This window comes from Nocardia sp. NPDC004168 (assembly GCF_040610355.1).
In the GTDB taxonomy this organism is placed as follows: domain Bacteria; phylum Actinomycetota; class Actinomycetes; order Mycobacteriales; family Mycobacteriaceae; genus Nocardia; species Nocardia sichangensis.
Map to the genome: position 1 here is coordinate 223003 of NZ_JBEXME010000004.1, position 14220 is coordinate 237222.

Below are 14220 nucleotides of genomic sequence, written 5' to 3' on the forward strand. Positions count from 1 at the left end.
TTTCAGGCATCCACATCTAACCGCGCCACCCGGGGGCGAACTCCCCAGTCCTGCGAATATGCCATCCCGCCCGTCACCGTAACCGAGAAATGGCCGAAACGCCGCCGACCGCACCGGCCGCGACCGGAGGACATCGCTGGTCCTCCGGTCGCGGATGGTTCAGAGAGTGCGAGTGAGCCGATCGGTGAGGATGTGGGCGAAGTGCGCCGGATCCTTGAGTTCACCGCCCTCGGCGAGCACCGCCGTGCCGAACAGCAGTTCGGCGGTTTCCGACAGCTCGGTCGCCGTGCCGGCGTCGGCCTTCTCCCGCTCGGCCGCGTACGCGTCGCGCAGGCCGGTGACCAGCGGGTGGGTCGGGTTGAGTTCCAGAATCCGCTTGCTCTCCGGCAGCGCCTGGCCCGAGGCGCGATACATCCGCTCCAGCATCGGCGTGAAGTCGAACACGTCACCGACCAGGCAAGCCGGAGAGGTGGTGAGCCGGTTGGTCAGGCGCACCTCCTTGACGTTCTCCTCCAGCGTCTTGCCCAGCCACGTGAGGACATCGGCGAAGTCCTTGTCCTGCTGCTCGCGCAGCGCCTCGGAGGCCTTCTTCTCCTCCTCGGTCTCCAGATCGACCTCGCCCTTGGCGATGGACTGGAACGCCTTGCCGTCGAATTCCGGTACGGAACCGACCCACATCTCGTCGACCGGGTCGGTCAGGATCAGCACCTCGCGGCCCTTGGCCTTGAACGCCTCCAGATGCGGGGAGCTCTCGACCTGCTGACGGGTCTCGCCGGTCATGTAGTAGATCGTGTCCTGCCCCTCGGGCATCCGCTCCACGTACTGGGCCAGCGTGGTCAGCTCGGTCTCGGAGTTCGTCGAGGCGAACGAGGAGACCTGGAGGATGGTGTCGCGGTTGTCGAAGTCCGAGAGCAGGCCCTCCTTCAGGACGCGGCCGAACTCCTTCCAGAAGGTCTGGTAGCCGGCCTGGTCCTCGGCGCCCTGCAGATCCTTGACCGTGGACAGCACCTTCTTCACCAGACGCTTGCGGATCATCTGGATCTGCCGGTCCTGCTGGAGGATCTCCCGGGAGACGTTGAGCGACAGATCCTGCGCGTCCACCACGCCCTTGACGAAGCGCAGGTACTCCGGCATCAGCTCTTCGCAGTTGTCCATGATGAACACCCGCTTGACGTAGAGCTGGACGCCGCGCTTGTGCTCGCGGGTGAACAGGTCGAACGGCGCGTGCGAGGGGATGAACAGCAGCGCCTGGTACTCGAACGTGCCCTCGGCCTTCAGCGGGATGATCTCCAGCGGATCGTCCCAGCCGTGACTGACGTGCTTGTAGAACTCCTTGTACTCCTCGTCGGAGACCTCGCTCTTGGGGCGCGTCCACAGCGCCTTCATGGAGTTGAGCGTCTGGTCCTCGAGGATCGTCTTCTCCTCGGCGGCCTCTCCTTCGCCCTCGGTGACGGTCCGCTCCACCTGCATGCGGATCGGCCAGGAGATGAAGTCGGAGTACTTCTTGACGATCTCGCGCAGCTTCCACTCCAGCGTGTAGTCGAAGAGGTGATCCTCCTCGTCCACCGGCTTGAGGTGGAGCGCGACCGACGTGCCCTGCGGGGCCTCGTCGAGTTCGGAGATCGTGTAAGTGGAGCTGCCCGCGTTCGACTCCCACCGGGTGGCGGTGGCCTCGCCCGCGCGGCGGGTGGTCAGGGTGACCTTGTCGGCCACCATGAAGGTCGAATAGAAACCGATGCCGAACTGGCCGATCAGCTCCTCGGCGGCGGCCTCGGACTTGGCCTCGTTCAGCTTCCTGCGCAGCTCGGCGGTACCGGACTTGGCGAGGGTGCCGATCAGATCGACGACCTCGGCGCGCGACATGCCGATGCCGTTGTCCCGGACGGTCAGGATCCGCTCGTCCTTGTCGACCTCCAGCTCGATGTGCAGGTCGGAGGTGTCGACGTGCAGATCCTTGTCTCGGAAGGACTCCAGCCGCAGCTTGTCCAGCGCGTCGGAGGAGTTCGAGATCAGCTCCCGCAGGAAGGTGTCCTTGTTGGAGTAGACGGAATGGATCATCAGCTCGAGCAGCTGATGAGTCTCTGCCTGGAACTCGAGTTGTTCGACGTGCTCTGTCACGGTCGCGATGGTACCGCCGTGCGCTGACTACGGAGCCGAAGGTGGGGCCGCCGCGTAACCCGCGACGGTCCCGGGCGACCGCGCATCGGGAACCTGCCGGAAATCGGCGAGACCGGCAACCTCCGCGTCGGCGCGGGTGGTCATCCATTCGCGCAGCACCTGGGTGGCGCGGACGTCGTCCTCGTTGTACTCCAGCAAACGGGTGCGCTGGGTCGCGTCGGGCGTGGCGCCGTCGTAGCCGACCGCGAGCCGGTACCAGCTCATCGACGCCTCGCCGCTCGCCTCGGGATCACGCCACGAGAACCCGGCGACCGGCGCGATCTTCTTCAACCCCTTGCCGTTCGGGCAGATGAACTGGTCGGAGACGGCTTGGAACATGTCCACCCATTGCGGTCCGTCCACGAACGCGCGCACCTGCTCCACCGTCGGCACGCCGGGCCTGCCCGCGAACCGGCGCGCCGATTCGTACAGCCACTTGTCTTCCGCCGTGCGCGAATAGCAGTACGCGGCAAATGTTCTGCCCGTCGCGGTCGCCTCGGCGCGCACCGTCATCAGCCAGGTCCAGAACTCGCCGAAAGAGCGGCCCTCGTCCTCGGTGGGCAACGGATCCCAGGTGACGAACGGGCGGTACACGCCGTTCAGCAGCGTTCCCCACAGGTACGCGCCGTACTCCTGGAAGCTCTCCAGATCGACGTCGACCTCCACATCCGCCCGCCGCACTTGCACGCTCTCGACCCGCCGCACCAGCGGGGCGCCGACGATCCACGCCCGCGCGGTGACCACGGCCTCGTCGAACGGGCCGTGCTGCCAATCCTCGGGCTCCTCACCCACCCACGCGGCGAGTTCATCGATGGTCTCGACGTTGTGCCTGCGCAGCACCTCGGCGCGGGAGCCGGGCGCCACCAGGCTGACGTCACGATGCTCGATCAGCCAGCCCTCGCAGCTCGGGCCATCGACTCCTCGCGTCCACCACGGGCACTGCCTGCACTCGGGCACCTTCGACGGGATGGTGGGCAGCTCGCCGCGCACCACCGCGATCCGGTCGGCGTAGCGGCGGTCGTAATCGGCCAGCAGCGGCGCCAGGTCGTGGACCAGGATGCGATCGAAATCGAAGCCGATGACGCCGCCGACCAGCGCGGGGCTGGCCAGGCCGTGCCGTTGCAGCATCCGGTGCAGGTGGGCGAGCCGCTGTTGGTCGCGGGGCTGCTGGCGTAGCTTGCGGTGCGGATCCGGTTGCGGGTCCCAGTGATACGGGTCCGAGGTGGTGGGGTGGAAGTCGGCGCGCTCGGGTTGACGCGGGTCGGTCACCTTGTGGTTCACCACGATGATCGGGATGTAGCCGCCGCGTTCGACGTCGCGCAGCAGGATCTCCGAACCTCCGCGCCTGCCGGTGTCCGGCTCCTGCGGTAGCAGTCCGCCCCAGATGTGCCGTGCCCCGATTTCGCACGCGCGCATCGTCGCTTCGGCGCGCTCGGCGGCGCGCAGTCCGGGATCGATCACCACCCAGGCATCGGGGTCCGCGCCGACCAGCGCGTCGCGCACTCGGGCGCGGTGTGCGACGGCGGCGTCCCGGCGCTGGCGTACGCCCGCGTCCTCGACGATCCCCGCCAATGCCTCGGGGTGCGCGGCGTCCATACGCAGGCGATGGCGGCAGCCGATCAGCGCCCTGGCATCGATGAAGGCGGCCGGCACGTCGGTGGCCCGATCCACGGCCGTTCCGTTGCGCTTGCGACCATCCCGGTCACCGATGTCCGAATCCACGCTAAGCAGTATGGTCCCTCCCCCCGACAGTGTTGAATTTCAGCGCTGTGTTGGATTGGCCGCGACTTCGTCGCGGCGTGTTCGCGGCCCCCTCTTGGCTCGCGTCCGAGCGACCGCCGCTGGCGACTTCGTCGCGGACGCAGCGGCCACTCGGACGCGAGCCGGGCCGCGAACGGCGGATGCTCGGTCTCGCTTCGCTCGAAACCGGGGGTTGCGGTGCGCTGGGCGCGTCCCGGGGTTGCAGTGCGCTGGGCGCGTAGGGCGGTGACCCGCACATACGCGGTACTCACATTGGCGATCGCGTCGACCCCACTGCCGACAACACCACTTCACTTCGAACCACGGAGCGCGCCGCTCGGTACGGACGATGTTCCAGGCGGTGGTGCGGCGTGGCCGCTCGACGTCGACCAGCACGGCACCGGATGGAGAAAGGAAGCCTTGCCGACCAGTCGCTCGGCTGGGATGGGAATTGCCGGGCGCCGTGCGCGCGGGCCGCACTACCCTCGCAGCTGACGGCGTGGACCCGATAGGGTAACGGCAAAGCGTGTGACATGGGCGGACGGGCTTCCCCGGCGTCGTACTGCCATGGCGAACCAGCATGACGGAGGGCCTTCGATGGGGTTGTTCACGAAGCGCAAGCGGCGGCCGAGCCGCAGGGCCGAGGCGAAAGCCCTCAAGCACAAGGCCGTGATGGAGGCCAAGCTCGTCGCGAAGAACGACCGCAAAGCGCGCCGGGCCGAGGCCCGCACCCAGCGCAAGGTCGCCAAGGCGCAGATCGCGACGTTCCAGGCGGAGGAGAAGGCCGCGCTCAAGGTGGCGGCCAAGGCCGAACGCGATCCGTTCAGCGCCGGTCAGGTGAAGAAATACCTCGGGGTGGCCCGTGTGCTCATCCCGGTACTCGCTCCGCTCGCCTACCGCGGCGCGACCTTCCTGCGCGGACAGCTCGACACCCGCCGCGCCCAACAGCTCGGCGTCGGCATCGACCAGCTCGGCGACTTCACCGGACACGGCGCGAAGCTGCAGGCGCGGATCACGAATGCCGAAGCGGCGCTGACGAAGATCGGCTCGCAGGACGGCAAGGACAAGGGCGAGGCGCAGAAGTTCGTCGCCGCCACCAAGGACCGCCTCGGCAGCCTGACGGCCGCCGTGCACACCTCCGACCAGATGCCCGCCAATCGCCGCCGTTCCGTGCATGCGTCGATCTCCCACGAGCTGTCCGGGATCGAGTCGGACATTCTGGCCCGGCTCGGCGTGCGCTGAGTTTCCTCGTCCCGATGTCTCCGCACCCGATCACCGGCCACCTGCGTGGCGGCCTGGTCGGCGTGCTGGTCGGCGTGCTCGCCGTCGCCGCACACGGTGCGGCGGGTGGCGGTGCGCCGGGCTCCACCGAGCTGACGCTGCTGTTGCTGATCGCCACCGGAGTCGGCTCGGCCGCGGGAACCCCGCGAGCATGCCCGCGCCCGTCCGTCGTGGCCGGGCTGCTCGGCGCGGGCCAGCTGCTGAGCCACGCCGCGCTGTCGGTGCTGGTCGACCACGACCATTCCGGAACCACGGACGCCACAACGATTTTCCCGCTGCCGACCGGATGGATGCTGCTCGCGCACACCGTCGCGACGATCGGTTGCGCGGCACTGATCGTCCTCGCTGAGCGACTTCTGGCCGCCGCCTCCGGTGCACTGCGCGTGATTCTCGCTCCGCCGCGGCGGATGCGAATCGCCGGCGCGCCGCTCTGGGCTGATCCCGGCCTACCGCCCTATCGCTGTGCTCCGCTGGGTGCGCTCGGTCCTCGCGCGCCGCCGGTGTCGGTCTGATCCTTCGACACCCATTCCTCTCGCACAGGAGACCTCAGCATGCCCAGCTCGATTTCGCGCGCCGTCACGACGACGGTCGCCACAACGGCACTCGTTCTGCTCGCGGGCGGCGCCGCCGCGGCACACGTCACGGTGGACGCGCCCGGCGCGGCGCAAGGCGGATACGCCGTCGCCACCTTCCGGGTGCCCACCGAATCGGACACCGCCAGCACCACCGCGCTCACCGTCACCCTGCCCAACTTGAAATCCGCTCGGAACGAACCGATTCCGGGATGGTCGGCCAAGGTCGAACGCAACGACAAGAAGGAGATCACCGCGATCACCTGGACCGCCGATCCCGGCGCACCGGGCATTCCGCCCGGACAGTTCCAGCGTTTCGCGCTGTCCGTCGGCCCACTGCCCGCCCTGGACTCGGTGAGCTTCCCCGCCAAGCAGACCTATTCCGACGGCAAGGTGGTCAACTGGGATCAACCGGTCCAGAAGAACGGCGACGAACCGGAACATCCGGCCCCGTCGATCACCCTGGCCGCCGCGAAAGACCACGCGGACGGGCACGCGGTGAGCAGCGAAGCCGAAGACGAAGACGCCGACCACGAGGACCAGACGGCCCGCTGGCTCGGCGGGATCGGTCTGGCCCTCGGCTTGCTCGGTGTCGCGCTCGGCGTCGGCAACGTGATCCGCGGGCGGCGCGCATGAGCCGCCGCCTCCTCGCCGCCCTCGTGGCGGGACTGTTTCTGCTCGGGTTCGGCATCGCCGCAACGGGAGTCGCCGCCGCGCACTCCGCCGCGACCGGCAGCGTCCCGGAGGACAACGCGACCGTAGAGGCGGGCCCAGTCCGCGCCAGCGTCACGTTCAACGAGGAACTCCAGCCCAGCTTCCCGTCGCTCACCGTCGTCGGACCGGACGGCAATCTGTGGTCCAAGGGCGATCCGGTGGTCGAGGGCAAGACGGTAAGCGTCGCCGTAGGCGAGCTGGGCCCGGTCGGCGAATACACCATCGCCTATCGGGTGACCTCGGCCGACGGCCACCCGGTCAGCGGCAAACGGCACTTCACGCTGGGCAAGCCGGGCAACGGCACGCCGGGGCCGAAGCCGAACGCGAAGGCGAACGACAGCTCGGACGGCTCGGACGGGATCCCGCTGTGGGTGTTCGTCGTCGGCGCGGTCGTGTTGTTCGGCGGCGGGCTCGCGTTCGCCTTGTTCGGCGGCAGGAGCCGCGACCAGAAGCGGTGAGCGACGTGAAGACCGGCGGCCGGGACGGCGCTCGGCGCGCCCCCGGCCGGATGCCGTGGCCCGCGGTGTTGCTGACCTTCCCGGCCGGGCTGCTTGGCGTCGTACTCGCCTGGGTCCTGATCCTTCCTGGACCGCTGCCGGGGGAGGCCGTGGTCCGGGTGGTCGCGGACGGTGTCGGGGCCACCGCGCTCGGGTTGGCCGCGCTGCCCAGAGTGGCGCCGCGCTCGCGGACACCGTGGCGGCTGCTCGCGGTGCTCGCCGGCATCTGGGCGGTGGCCGAATTCGCCGTGCTGGTCTTCGAGGCCGCGGAGGTGGTCGGCGTTCCGGTGAGCCGACTCGGCGCCGGAGAGTTCGGCACCTATCTGGTCGACGTCAGCGGCGGGCAGGTCGGGATCGCGATCCTGGTCGGCGTCGCGACGGTGGCCGGTGGATCGGCGCTGGCCTTCCGGCGGCCCGAGTCGGCCTCCGCCGATCTGGTGCTGGTGTTCGCGGCGGTCGCGCTGGCGTTGCGGCCGATCACCGGGCACATGTCGCAACAGGCGTTCGGGTCGGTTCTCGCCGCGGTGCACGCGTTGGCGGCGGGCGCCTGGTTCGGGTTGCTGGTCGCGCTGGCGCTGGTCGTGCGGACCCGCGGCGAGTGGGCGGCCGTGCTGCCCAGGTATTCGGCGGTGGCGCTGCCCCTGGTGGCGGTCGTGGCGGTGACGGGGCTGCTCAACGGGCTGATCCGGGTCGGTGGGGTGGCTCCGTTCGTCAGCACCGGTTACGGCCGGATTCTGCTCGCCAAGACCGTGGTGCTGCTCGGCTTGCTGGCGCTCGGCTGGTGGTGGCGGCGCAGTTGGGTGCCGAAGGCGGCGGACCACCGGATGGACGCGAAGGACTCGCTGCGCCGCGCGGTAGCCGAGGTGGTCGTGATGGCGCTCGCCTTCGGCCTCGCCGCGACTCTCGCGGTAACAGCCTGAGCCGCGGCTCCGCGTCCCGAGTTACGCGTACCTCCGCCGTCGCTCCGGCCCTGCGCGGGCCGAGGGCGGACTGCGTCCGACCGCACCCGTTAAGGTCTGCGCATGACCGAAGTGAAGATCGTCGAGGATTGCGTGGCCTCGGCGGAGTCCGCGTTCGCCTACGTGAACGACTACCGGAACCTGTCGCGGTTCCTGCACGGTATCCAGTCCTTCACCCCGGTCGGGGAGCAGACCGAAGGCGTCGGCGCCACCTTCGACGGGCACATGAAACTGGGGCCCGCCTCGCTGAAGTCGCGGATCCGAGTGATCCGCTGGGAGAGGGACTTCGCCATCGGCGTCGAGTCCATCAAGGGTTTCGACGTCGAATCCACCTTCTTGTTCCACGCCAAGGGCGACAGGTTGTGCACGGTCGACGCGATCGTGGACTTCCGGGTGCCAGGCGGCTTGGCGGGACGGGCCCTCGGCAAGACCATCGAGCCGTTCGTCAAGATCGCCGTGCAGCACACCACCCACAACCTCGTCACCCAGATAGCGGCGTTCCACGCGCGCTCTGTTTGATTTGCCGCGACTTCGGCTCGGGCTGCCACCGGTTGTCGGACCGTAGGTGGGGCTCGGGCTGTCATGCTGGAGGGGTGAGTGCTACACCCTCGGTCGGACAGCGGATCGGTTATATCTTCGGCAGGACCCTGCCGGAATCGATGTCCGATTGGGTGCGGGAGGATCTGGTCGGGCCGGGCGCTACGCGGCGTTACCTGCTGCGGTTTCTGGTGCCGGTGCTTCCGGTGCTCATGCTGTTCCTGTTGCTGCCCGGCCCCCTGTGGATGGGTCTGGCGATGATGGCGCTGTTGTACATCCCGCTGATCTACTTCACCGTGGCGCTGCTGTACGTCTACCGGCGCCATCGGCTGATCAAGCACGGTCTCGACCCCGCGCTCGCGGATGCCGACGCCCGCCGCCGGGGCGAGCGTGAGCGGCTGGAGTACGAGCGCCGACACGGACGTGGATGACCCGCATCGAGACCTGGCGGTGCCTTATACCACAGGCATAGCCTGGAGGCATGAAAACCCCCACGTTGACGCAGCGGATCGCCTACGATCTCGGCCGCGAGCTCCCCGAGGAGCTGCACGAGTGGGTTACCCACGACCTCGTCGGACACGGGGCCATGGAACGCTATCTCGTCCGCTTCATCGGGCCGATCATCCCGTTCTTCGCCCTGGTACTGCTGTTCCCCGGGCCGATGCCGCTGAAGATCGGCTTGATCGTGATGATGATCGTTCCGCTGATCGTCTTCACGGTCGCGCTGAGTTACGTCTGGCGCCGCTTCCGCTTGGTCCAGCACGGCCTGAACCCCGACCTGGTCGACCACGGAAAGTGCACCGAACACGACCGCGACCTGTACGAACTGCGCTACGGCCACAGATAACGCCGCCGCCCCCAGAAGTAACGCGCCGATCGACCACGCGCTAGGGCAGCCGACGCCCATCGACCGAAGCCTGACGCTCGGACGCGAGCCATAGGGGGGCCGCAAACACCCAGCGCCGCAGGCGCTGGAAAATGAACGCCATGACGGAATCGCAGAATGTAATCGCCACCGCAGATCTGGCCGACGAGATCGGCCCGGAGATCCGCAGCTGCGACACGCAGTTCATCCAGTTCGGCGGGCGGGCGGCATTCTCCGGACGCATCACCACGATCCGTTGCTTCCAGGACAATCTGCTGGTCAAGCAGACGCTCGGCGAGCCGGGCGACGGCAAGGTACTGGTGGTGGACGGCGGTGCGAGCGTGCACACGGCGCTGGTCGGCGACATCATCGCCGGGCGCGGCGTGGAGAACGGCTGGGCGGGCGTCATCGTCAACGGCGCCGTTCGCGACTCCGCCATCCTGCGCACCCTGGACATCGGCATCAAGGCGCTGGGCACCAACCCACGCAAGAGCACCCAGACCGGCAGCGGCGACCGCGATGTACCGGTCGAGTTCGGCGGGGTCACCTTCGTCCCCGGCGACATGCTCTACAGCGACCACGACGGCATCGTGGTACGCGCCGAGGATTGAGCCGGTGCGGCGGCGCGCCCGAATCCGCCCGTTCGCCGCGACCCGGCGGCGATCAGGCGGACACGATCGCCTTGTGACCGGCGAGCGCGACCACATCACCGATGTGCAGTTGCCGCCCGCGCCGCAGTTCCACCTCGTCGTTCACCCGCACCAATCCGGCGGCGATCACCGTCTTCGCCTCCGAACCCGAATCGATCAGGTTGGCCAGCTTCAGAAACTGGCCGAGCCGAATAACGTCGTCATCGATCGGTACTTCGACTGGTTCCGACATGGGGTAAATACTTACTACCCCATCCGAACTCGCCGAACACCGCCCCAGGTCCCCAGCGATCTCCGGGCAACTATGCCGCACTCCCGCTCCGCGCAGAAATCGGAACGTCTCTACCGTATGCAACGAATTCACACCGATTTGGTCGGCCGCTCCGCCCAGGTCAGCGCGGAATCACAAAAGTTCGTCGTCGAGCCTTCTCGGCGGCGAACACGCCGCGCTCGAGTCCGGACCGTACAAACACCGCACAAACACGCGCGCCGCAGGCTTGGCAAATCCGACACACTCACGTACACACTGGTTCCGTGACCTCCACGCAAGCCCAGCAACACCTCGACACCGCACCACCGGCGGATAAACCGACTCCGCCGGTTCCACACCGTGGTCATGGCCGACTTTCGGAAGTGCCGCATATCGCGGGTTTGACGCTCGGTGTATTCGCGGTGCTGTGCTTCCTGTGGAGCCTCTCGCCCGCGCTGCGTTTCCTGACCCAGGTGCCGCGCCGCTATATCGATACCTATTACTTCGACGCGCCGGACACGAACCTGATGTGGGCGCTGGTGGTCGGGCTGACGGCCGGCGCGATCACCAGCCGCAAACGGATCGCCTGGTGGTTGCTGATCGGCTATCTCGCGATCTACACGGTGGTCAACGCCATGGCCTTCGCCGAGCGCGGCAGTATTCACGCGCTGGTGGCGATGGTGGTGCACCTAGCCGTGATCGGCGTGCTCATCGCGGCATGGCCGGAGTTCTACACCAAGGTGCGCCGCGGCGCCGGGTGGAAAGCGCTCGGCGTGCTGGTCGGTGGACTGGCGATCGGCGCGCTGCTGGGGTGGGGACTCGTGGAAATGTTCCCCGGCAGTCTTCCGCCGGGCCTGCAGCGGCCTGGGTGGGCGATCTACCGGGTGACCGCGGCGGTGCTGGCGGACAACGAGCACTTCGACGGACATCCACGACCGTTCGTCAACTTCCTGCTCGGCCTGTTCGGCGCTGTCGCGCTGCTGGCCGCGGTGGTCATCCTGCTGCGCTCGCAGCGGGCGGCGAACGCGATGACCGGCACCGACGAGTCGGCGCTGCGCGGACTGCTGGAGCGCTCGGACGTGGAGGATTCGCTCGGCTACTTCGCCACCCGCCGGGACAAGGGGGTGGTGTTCGCGCCGAGCGGCAAGGCGGCGGTGACCTATCGGGTGGAACTGGGCGTCTCCCTGGCCAGTGGTGACCCGATCGGCATCCGCGAGGCATGGCCGCAGGCCATCGATGCCTGGCTGCGGGAGGCCGATCAGTTCGGTTGGGCGCCCGCGGTGATGGGCGCGAGCGAGGTCGGGGCGACGGCGTACCGGCGGGCGGGTCTTTCCGCGCTGCGCCTCGGTGACGAAGCCATTCTGGATACCAGGAACTTCTCACTGGCCGGACCCGAGATGAAGCCGGTGCGTCAGGCCGCCAACCGGCTGCGCAAGCACGGTGTCGTGGTCCGCATCCGCAGGCATCGCGATATCCCCGCCGAAGAGTTCCGCAGGATCATCGCCCGCGCCGATGCCTGGCGCGACACCGAGACCGAGCGCGGGTTCTCCATGGCGCTGGGCAGGCTGGGCGATGCGCTGGACGGCGACTGCTTGCTGGTCGAGGCCGTCAATCCGCAGGACCGGGTGCTCGGCATGCTGTCGCTGGTGCCGTGGGGCCGCACCGGCGTCTCGCTGGAGCTGATGCGCCGCGACCCCGGGGGTCCCAACGGCGTGATGGAGCTGATGATCTCGCAGCTCGCGCTGCATTCCGAGCTGTACGGCATCACCAAGGTATCGCTGAACTTCGCGGTGTTCCGCTCGGTGTTCGAGGAGGGCGGCCGGATCGGAGCCGGTCCCGTGCTGCGCTTGTGGCGCGGCGTGCTGCTGTTCTTCTCCCGCTGGTGGCAGTTGGAGGCGCTGTATCGCTCGAATGTGAAGTATCAGCCGCACTGGGTGCCCCGGTTCTTCCTGTTCGAAGATCGCAGGCACCTCCCCCGCGTCGCGATGGCCAGCGCGCTGGCGGAGGGCTTCCTGCCCCGGTTCGGCAAGGAGCCGGACACCGCGATCCACACCGGCGAACATGTCGCGGTGCCCGCCACCGTGACGGGCCTGCACACCGACGGCAGCGCGCCGGATATCCCCGAGCACGAGAGTGCGGAGCAGTTGCCACGCAGACCTGAACAGGTTCGCGTGCGCATGGACAAACTGGCGCGGCTGACGGATTCCGGCATAGATCCCTATCCCGTCGCCTACCCGCCGACGCACACCGTCGCCGATGCGCGGCGTTCCCCGCGCGGCACCACGGTCCGGGTCTGCGGCAGGTTGCTGCGCATCCGCGACTACGGCGGCGTGATCTTCGCGGTGGTCCGCGACTGGACCGACGACATCCAACTCGTCATCGATCGCGACCGGGTCGGCGCCTCCCGAAGCGCCGAGTTCGGCGAGTTCTTCGATCTGGGCGACCTGATCGAGGTGAGCGGTCAGATCGGGGCCAGCAGGCGCGGTGAGCTGTCGCTGCTCGCGGCGGACTGGCGGATGCTGGGCAAATGCCTGCACCCGCTACCGGACAAGTGGAAGGGACTGGCCGATCCCGAGGCCAGGGTGCGGCAGCGCTACGTCGACATGGCGATCAACACCGAGATCCGCGAGGTGCTGGCCAAACGGAGCGCGGTGATGCGCTCGCTGCGGGACTCGCTGAACTCCCTGGGTTACCTGGAAGTGGAGACGCCGATCCTGCAACAGGTGCACGGCGGCGCCAACGCCACGCCGTTCCTCACCCACATCAACGCCTACGACCTCGACCTGTACCTGCGCATCGCCCCCGAGCTGTATCTGAAGCGGCTGTGCGTCGGCGGAATGGAGAAGGTGTTCGAGATCGGGCGCACCTTCCGCAACGAGGGCGTCGACTTCAGCCACAATCCCGAGTTCACCATTCTCGAGGCCTATGAGGCGCACAGCGACTACGAGCGCATGATGCACACCTGCCGACGGCTGATCCAGAACGCCGCGATCGCGGCCAACGGCGCCATGGTGGCCCTGCGGCCCCGTGGCGACGGGACCTTCGAGGAGGTGGACATCTCCGGCGAGTGGCGGGTGCGGACGGTGCACGGCGCGGTGTCGGAGGCGATCGGTACGGAGATCACACCCGAGACCGAGGTCGAGGAGTTGCGCCAACTGTGCGAAAAGGCCGAGGTGCCCTGTCAGCACGGCTGGGACGCCGGACAGGTGGTGCTGGAGATGTACGAGCACTTGGTCGAATCCCACACCCAGGAGCCGACTTTCTACATAAACTTCCCGACTTCGGTGTCCCCGTTGACCAGACAGCACCGCAGCATCCCGGGCGTGACCGAGCGCTGGGACCTGGTCGCCTGGGGTGTCGAACTCGGCACCGCCTACAGCGAACTCACCGATCCCGTGGAGCAGCGCCGCAGGCTCACCGAGCAGTCACTGCTCGCGGCCAACGGTGATCCCGAGGCGATGGAGCTCGACGAGGACTTCTTACAGGCGCTCGAGCACGCCATGCCGCCGACCGGCGGGCTCGGCATGGGCGTGGACCGGATCGTCATGCTGATCACCGGACGCAGCATCCGCGAGACACTGCCGTTCCCCTTGGTGAAACCACGCTGACCGAGCCTTCGTCCTGGAAGGATCCTCATCGAACGAATCGGACCGCTACCCTTGGAGGTTCGGCCCCGGGAGGAGGCCGCGACACCGAAGGGGTTCGGATATGTACCTTGATCTGCTGACGAACGCGAGTCTGCTGGACCACACCGTATGGGCCAGCCCCGACACCTGGAACTCCGCGCTCGAGTTGGCCGCCAAAAAGAAGAAGAGCAGGGGCGGCGGCGGCCTGATCATCGGCGCACTCTGCTGCCTGCTGGTGGTCGCCCTGATCATCGGCGGCATCTACCTGCTGACCAAGCGCAGGAAGAACAACTAACGACAGACACCGACGGCCCGGCTTCGCGATACGAACCGTGCCGTCGTCGCTGTGGTCTCAGGCGCGCTCGGATGCCG

Annotated in this window: 14 protein-coding genes; 11 read left to right on the forward strand and 3 right to left on the reverse strand. The window is 68.0% G+C overall.

All coding sequences use genetic code 11. The annotated features are described in order from the left end of the window. Positions 1-159: 159 nt before the first annotated feature. Positions 160-2118 carry a molecular chaperone HtpG gene (htpG, locus tag ABZW96_RS10460; RefSeq protein ID WP_355073307.1) on the reverse strand — a complete coding sequence of 653 codons (1959 nt, stop codon included), beginning with the start codon at positions 2116-2118 and terminating at the stop codon, positions 160-162. A gap of 27 nt (positions 2119-2145) precedes the next feature. After that, the gene (locus ABZW96_RS10465) at positions 2146-3753 is read right to left on the reverse strand and encodes a TM0106 family RecB-like putative nuclease (RefSeq protein ID WP_355073760.1); all 1608 of its coding nucleotides are present in this window, start codon (positions 3751-3753) and stop codon (positions 2146-2148) included. Between the two features lie 741 nt (positions 3754-4494). On the opposite strand from ABZW96_RS10465, the gene ABZW96_RS10470 reads away from it, so the two are divergent. The 9 genes from ABZW96_RS10470 (at position 4495) to rraA (ending at position 9933) form a co-directional block, all read left to right on the forward strand. After that, complete coding sequence (locus tag ABZW96_RS10470; protein WP_355073309.1) at positions 4495-5139, forward strand: DUF6474 family protein; 645 nt, start codon at positions 4495-4497, stop codon at positions 5137-5139. Between the two features lie 14 nt (positions 5140-5153). Continuing rightward, the gene (locus ABZW96_RS10475) at positions 5154-5690 is read left to right on the forward strand and encodes a hypothetical protein (RefSeq protein ID WP_355073311.1); all 537 of its coding nucleotides are present in this window, start codon (positions 5154-5156) and stop codon (positions 5688-5690) included. 39 nt (positions 5691-5729) lie between these two features. Beyond that, on the forward strand, positions 5730-6386 hold the full coding sequence (locus ABZW96_RS10480; RefSeq protein WP_355073313.1) for a YcnI family protein: 657 nt from the start codon (positions 5730-5732) through the stop codon (positions 6384-6386). Continuing rightward, the gene (locus ABZW96_RS10485) at positions 6383-6922 is read left to right on the forward strand and encodes a copper resistance CopC family protein (protein ID WP_355073314.1); all 540 of its coding nucleotides are present in this window, start codon (positions 6383-6385) and stop codon (positions 6920-6922) included. Before ABZW96_RS10480 ends, ABZW96_RS10485 begins: the two co-directional genes overlap by 4 nt. Then, positions 6919-7881 carry a CopD family protein gene (locus ABZW96_RS10490; RefSeq protein ID WP_355073316.1) on the forward strand — a complete coding sequence of 321 codons (963 nt, stop codon included), beginning with the start codon at positions 6919-6921 and terminating at the stop codon, positions 7879-7881. The genes ABZW96_RS10485 and ABZW96_RS10490 overlap by 4 nt, the downstream gene beginning before the upstream one ends. Before the next feature lie 102 nt (positions 7882-7983). Then, entirely contained in the window at positions 7984-8439 is a 456-nt protein-coding gene (locus tag ABZW96_RS10495) for an SRPBCC family protein (RefSeq protein WP_355073317.1), read from the forward strand. A 74-nt stretch (positions 8440-8513) separates the two neighbouring features. Then, complete coding sequence (locus ABZW96_RS10500) at positions 8514-8888, forward strand: DUF5313 family protein (protein ID WP_355073318.1); 375 nt, start codon at positions 8514-8516, stop codon at positions 8886-8888. Between the two features lie 50 nt (positions 8889-8938). Next, positions 8939-9304 carry a DUF5313 family protein gene (locus ABZW96_RS10505; RefSeq protein ID WP_355073320.1) on the forward strand — a complete coding sequence of 122 codons (366 nt, stop codon included), beginning with the start codon at positions 8939-8941 and terminating at the stop codon, positions 9302-9304. Between the two features lie 140 nt (positions 9305-9444). After that, the gene (rraA, locus tag ABZW96_RS10510; protein ID WP_355073321.1) at positions 9445-9933 is read left to right on the forward strand and encodes a ribonuclease E activity regulator RraA; all 489 of its coding nucleotides are present in this window, start codon (positions 9445-9447) and stop codon (positions 9931-9933) included. 52 nt (positions 9934-9985) lie between these two features. Here the strand turns inward: rraA and ABZW96_RS10515 are convergent, their stop codons facing one another. Next, positions 9986-10204, reverse strand: coding sequence for an RNA-binding S4 domain-containing protein (locus ABZW96_RS10515; protein WP_039794186.1), 219 nt, complete (start codon positions 10202-10204; stop codon positions 9986-9988). 302 nt (positions 10205-10506) lie between these two features. Here ABZW96_RS10515 and lysX point away from each other — a divergent pair, with 302 nt between their 5' ends. Both lysX and ABZW96_RS10525 read left to right on the forward strand, forming a co-directional pair. Beyond that, the gene (lysX, locus tag ABZW96_RS10520; RefSeq protein WP_355073323.1) at positions 10507-13830 is read left to right on the forward strand and encodes a bifunctional lysylphosphatidylglycerol synthetase/lysine--tRNA ligase LysX; all 3324 of its coding nucleotides are present in this window, start codon (positions 10507-10509) and stop codon (positions 13828-13830) included. Between the two features lie 100 nt (positions 13831-13930). Continuing rightward, positions 13931-14143, forward strand: coding sequence for a hypothetical protein (locus ABZW96_RS10525; protein ID WP_355073325.1), 213 nt, complete (start codon positions 13931-13933; stop codon positions 14141-14143). Positions 14144-14220: the final 77 nt, after the last annotated feature.

Excerpts from the sequence above, each read along its gene's own strand:
- ABZW96_RS10480 (WP_355073313.1), top strand. The coding sequence starts at position 5,730 with ATGCCCAGCTCGATTTCGCGCGCCGTCACGACGACGGTCGCCACAACG.
- ABZW96_RS10525 (WP_355073325.1), top strand. The coding sequence starts at position 13,931 with ATGTACCTTGATCTGCTGACGAACGCGAGTCTGCTGGACCACACCGTA.
- ABZW96_RS10505 (WP_355073320.1), top strand. The coding sequence starts at position 8,939 with ATGAAAACCCCCACGTTGACGCAGCGGATCGCCTACGATCTCGGCCGC.
- ABZW96_RS10485 (WP_355073314.1), top strand. The coding sequence starts at position 6,383 with ATGAGCCGCCGCCTCCTCGCCGCCCTCGTGGCGGGACTGTTTCTGCTC.
- ABZW96_RS10470 (WP_355073309.1), top strand. The coding sequence starts at position 4,495 with ATGGGGTTGTTCACGAAGCGCAAGCGGCGGCCGAGCCGCAGGGCCGAG.
- rraA (WP_355073321.1), top strand. The coding sequence starts at position 9,445 with ATGACGGAATCGCAGAATGTAATCGCCACCGCAGATCTGGCCGACGAG.
- ABZW96_RS10465 (WP_355073760.1), bottom strand. The coding sequence starts at position 3,753 with ATGGACGCCGCGCACCCCGAGGCATTGGCGGGGATCGTCGAGGACGCG.
- ABZW96_RS10475 (WP_355073311.1), top strand. The coding sequence starts at position 5,154 with ATGTCTCCGCACCCGATCACCGGCCACCTGCGTGGCGGCCTGGTCGGC.
- ABZW96_RS10495 (WP_355073317.1), top strand. The coding sequence starts at position 7,984 with ATGACCGAAGTGAAGATCGTCGAGGATTGCGTGGCCTCGGCGGAGTCC.
- ABZW96_RS10515 (WP_039794186.1), bottom strand. The coding sequence starts at position 10,204 with ATGTCGGAACCAGTCGAAGTACCGATCGATGACGACGTTATTCGGCTC.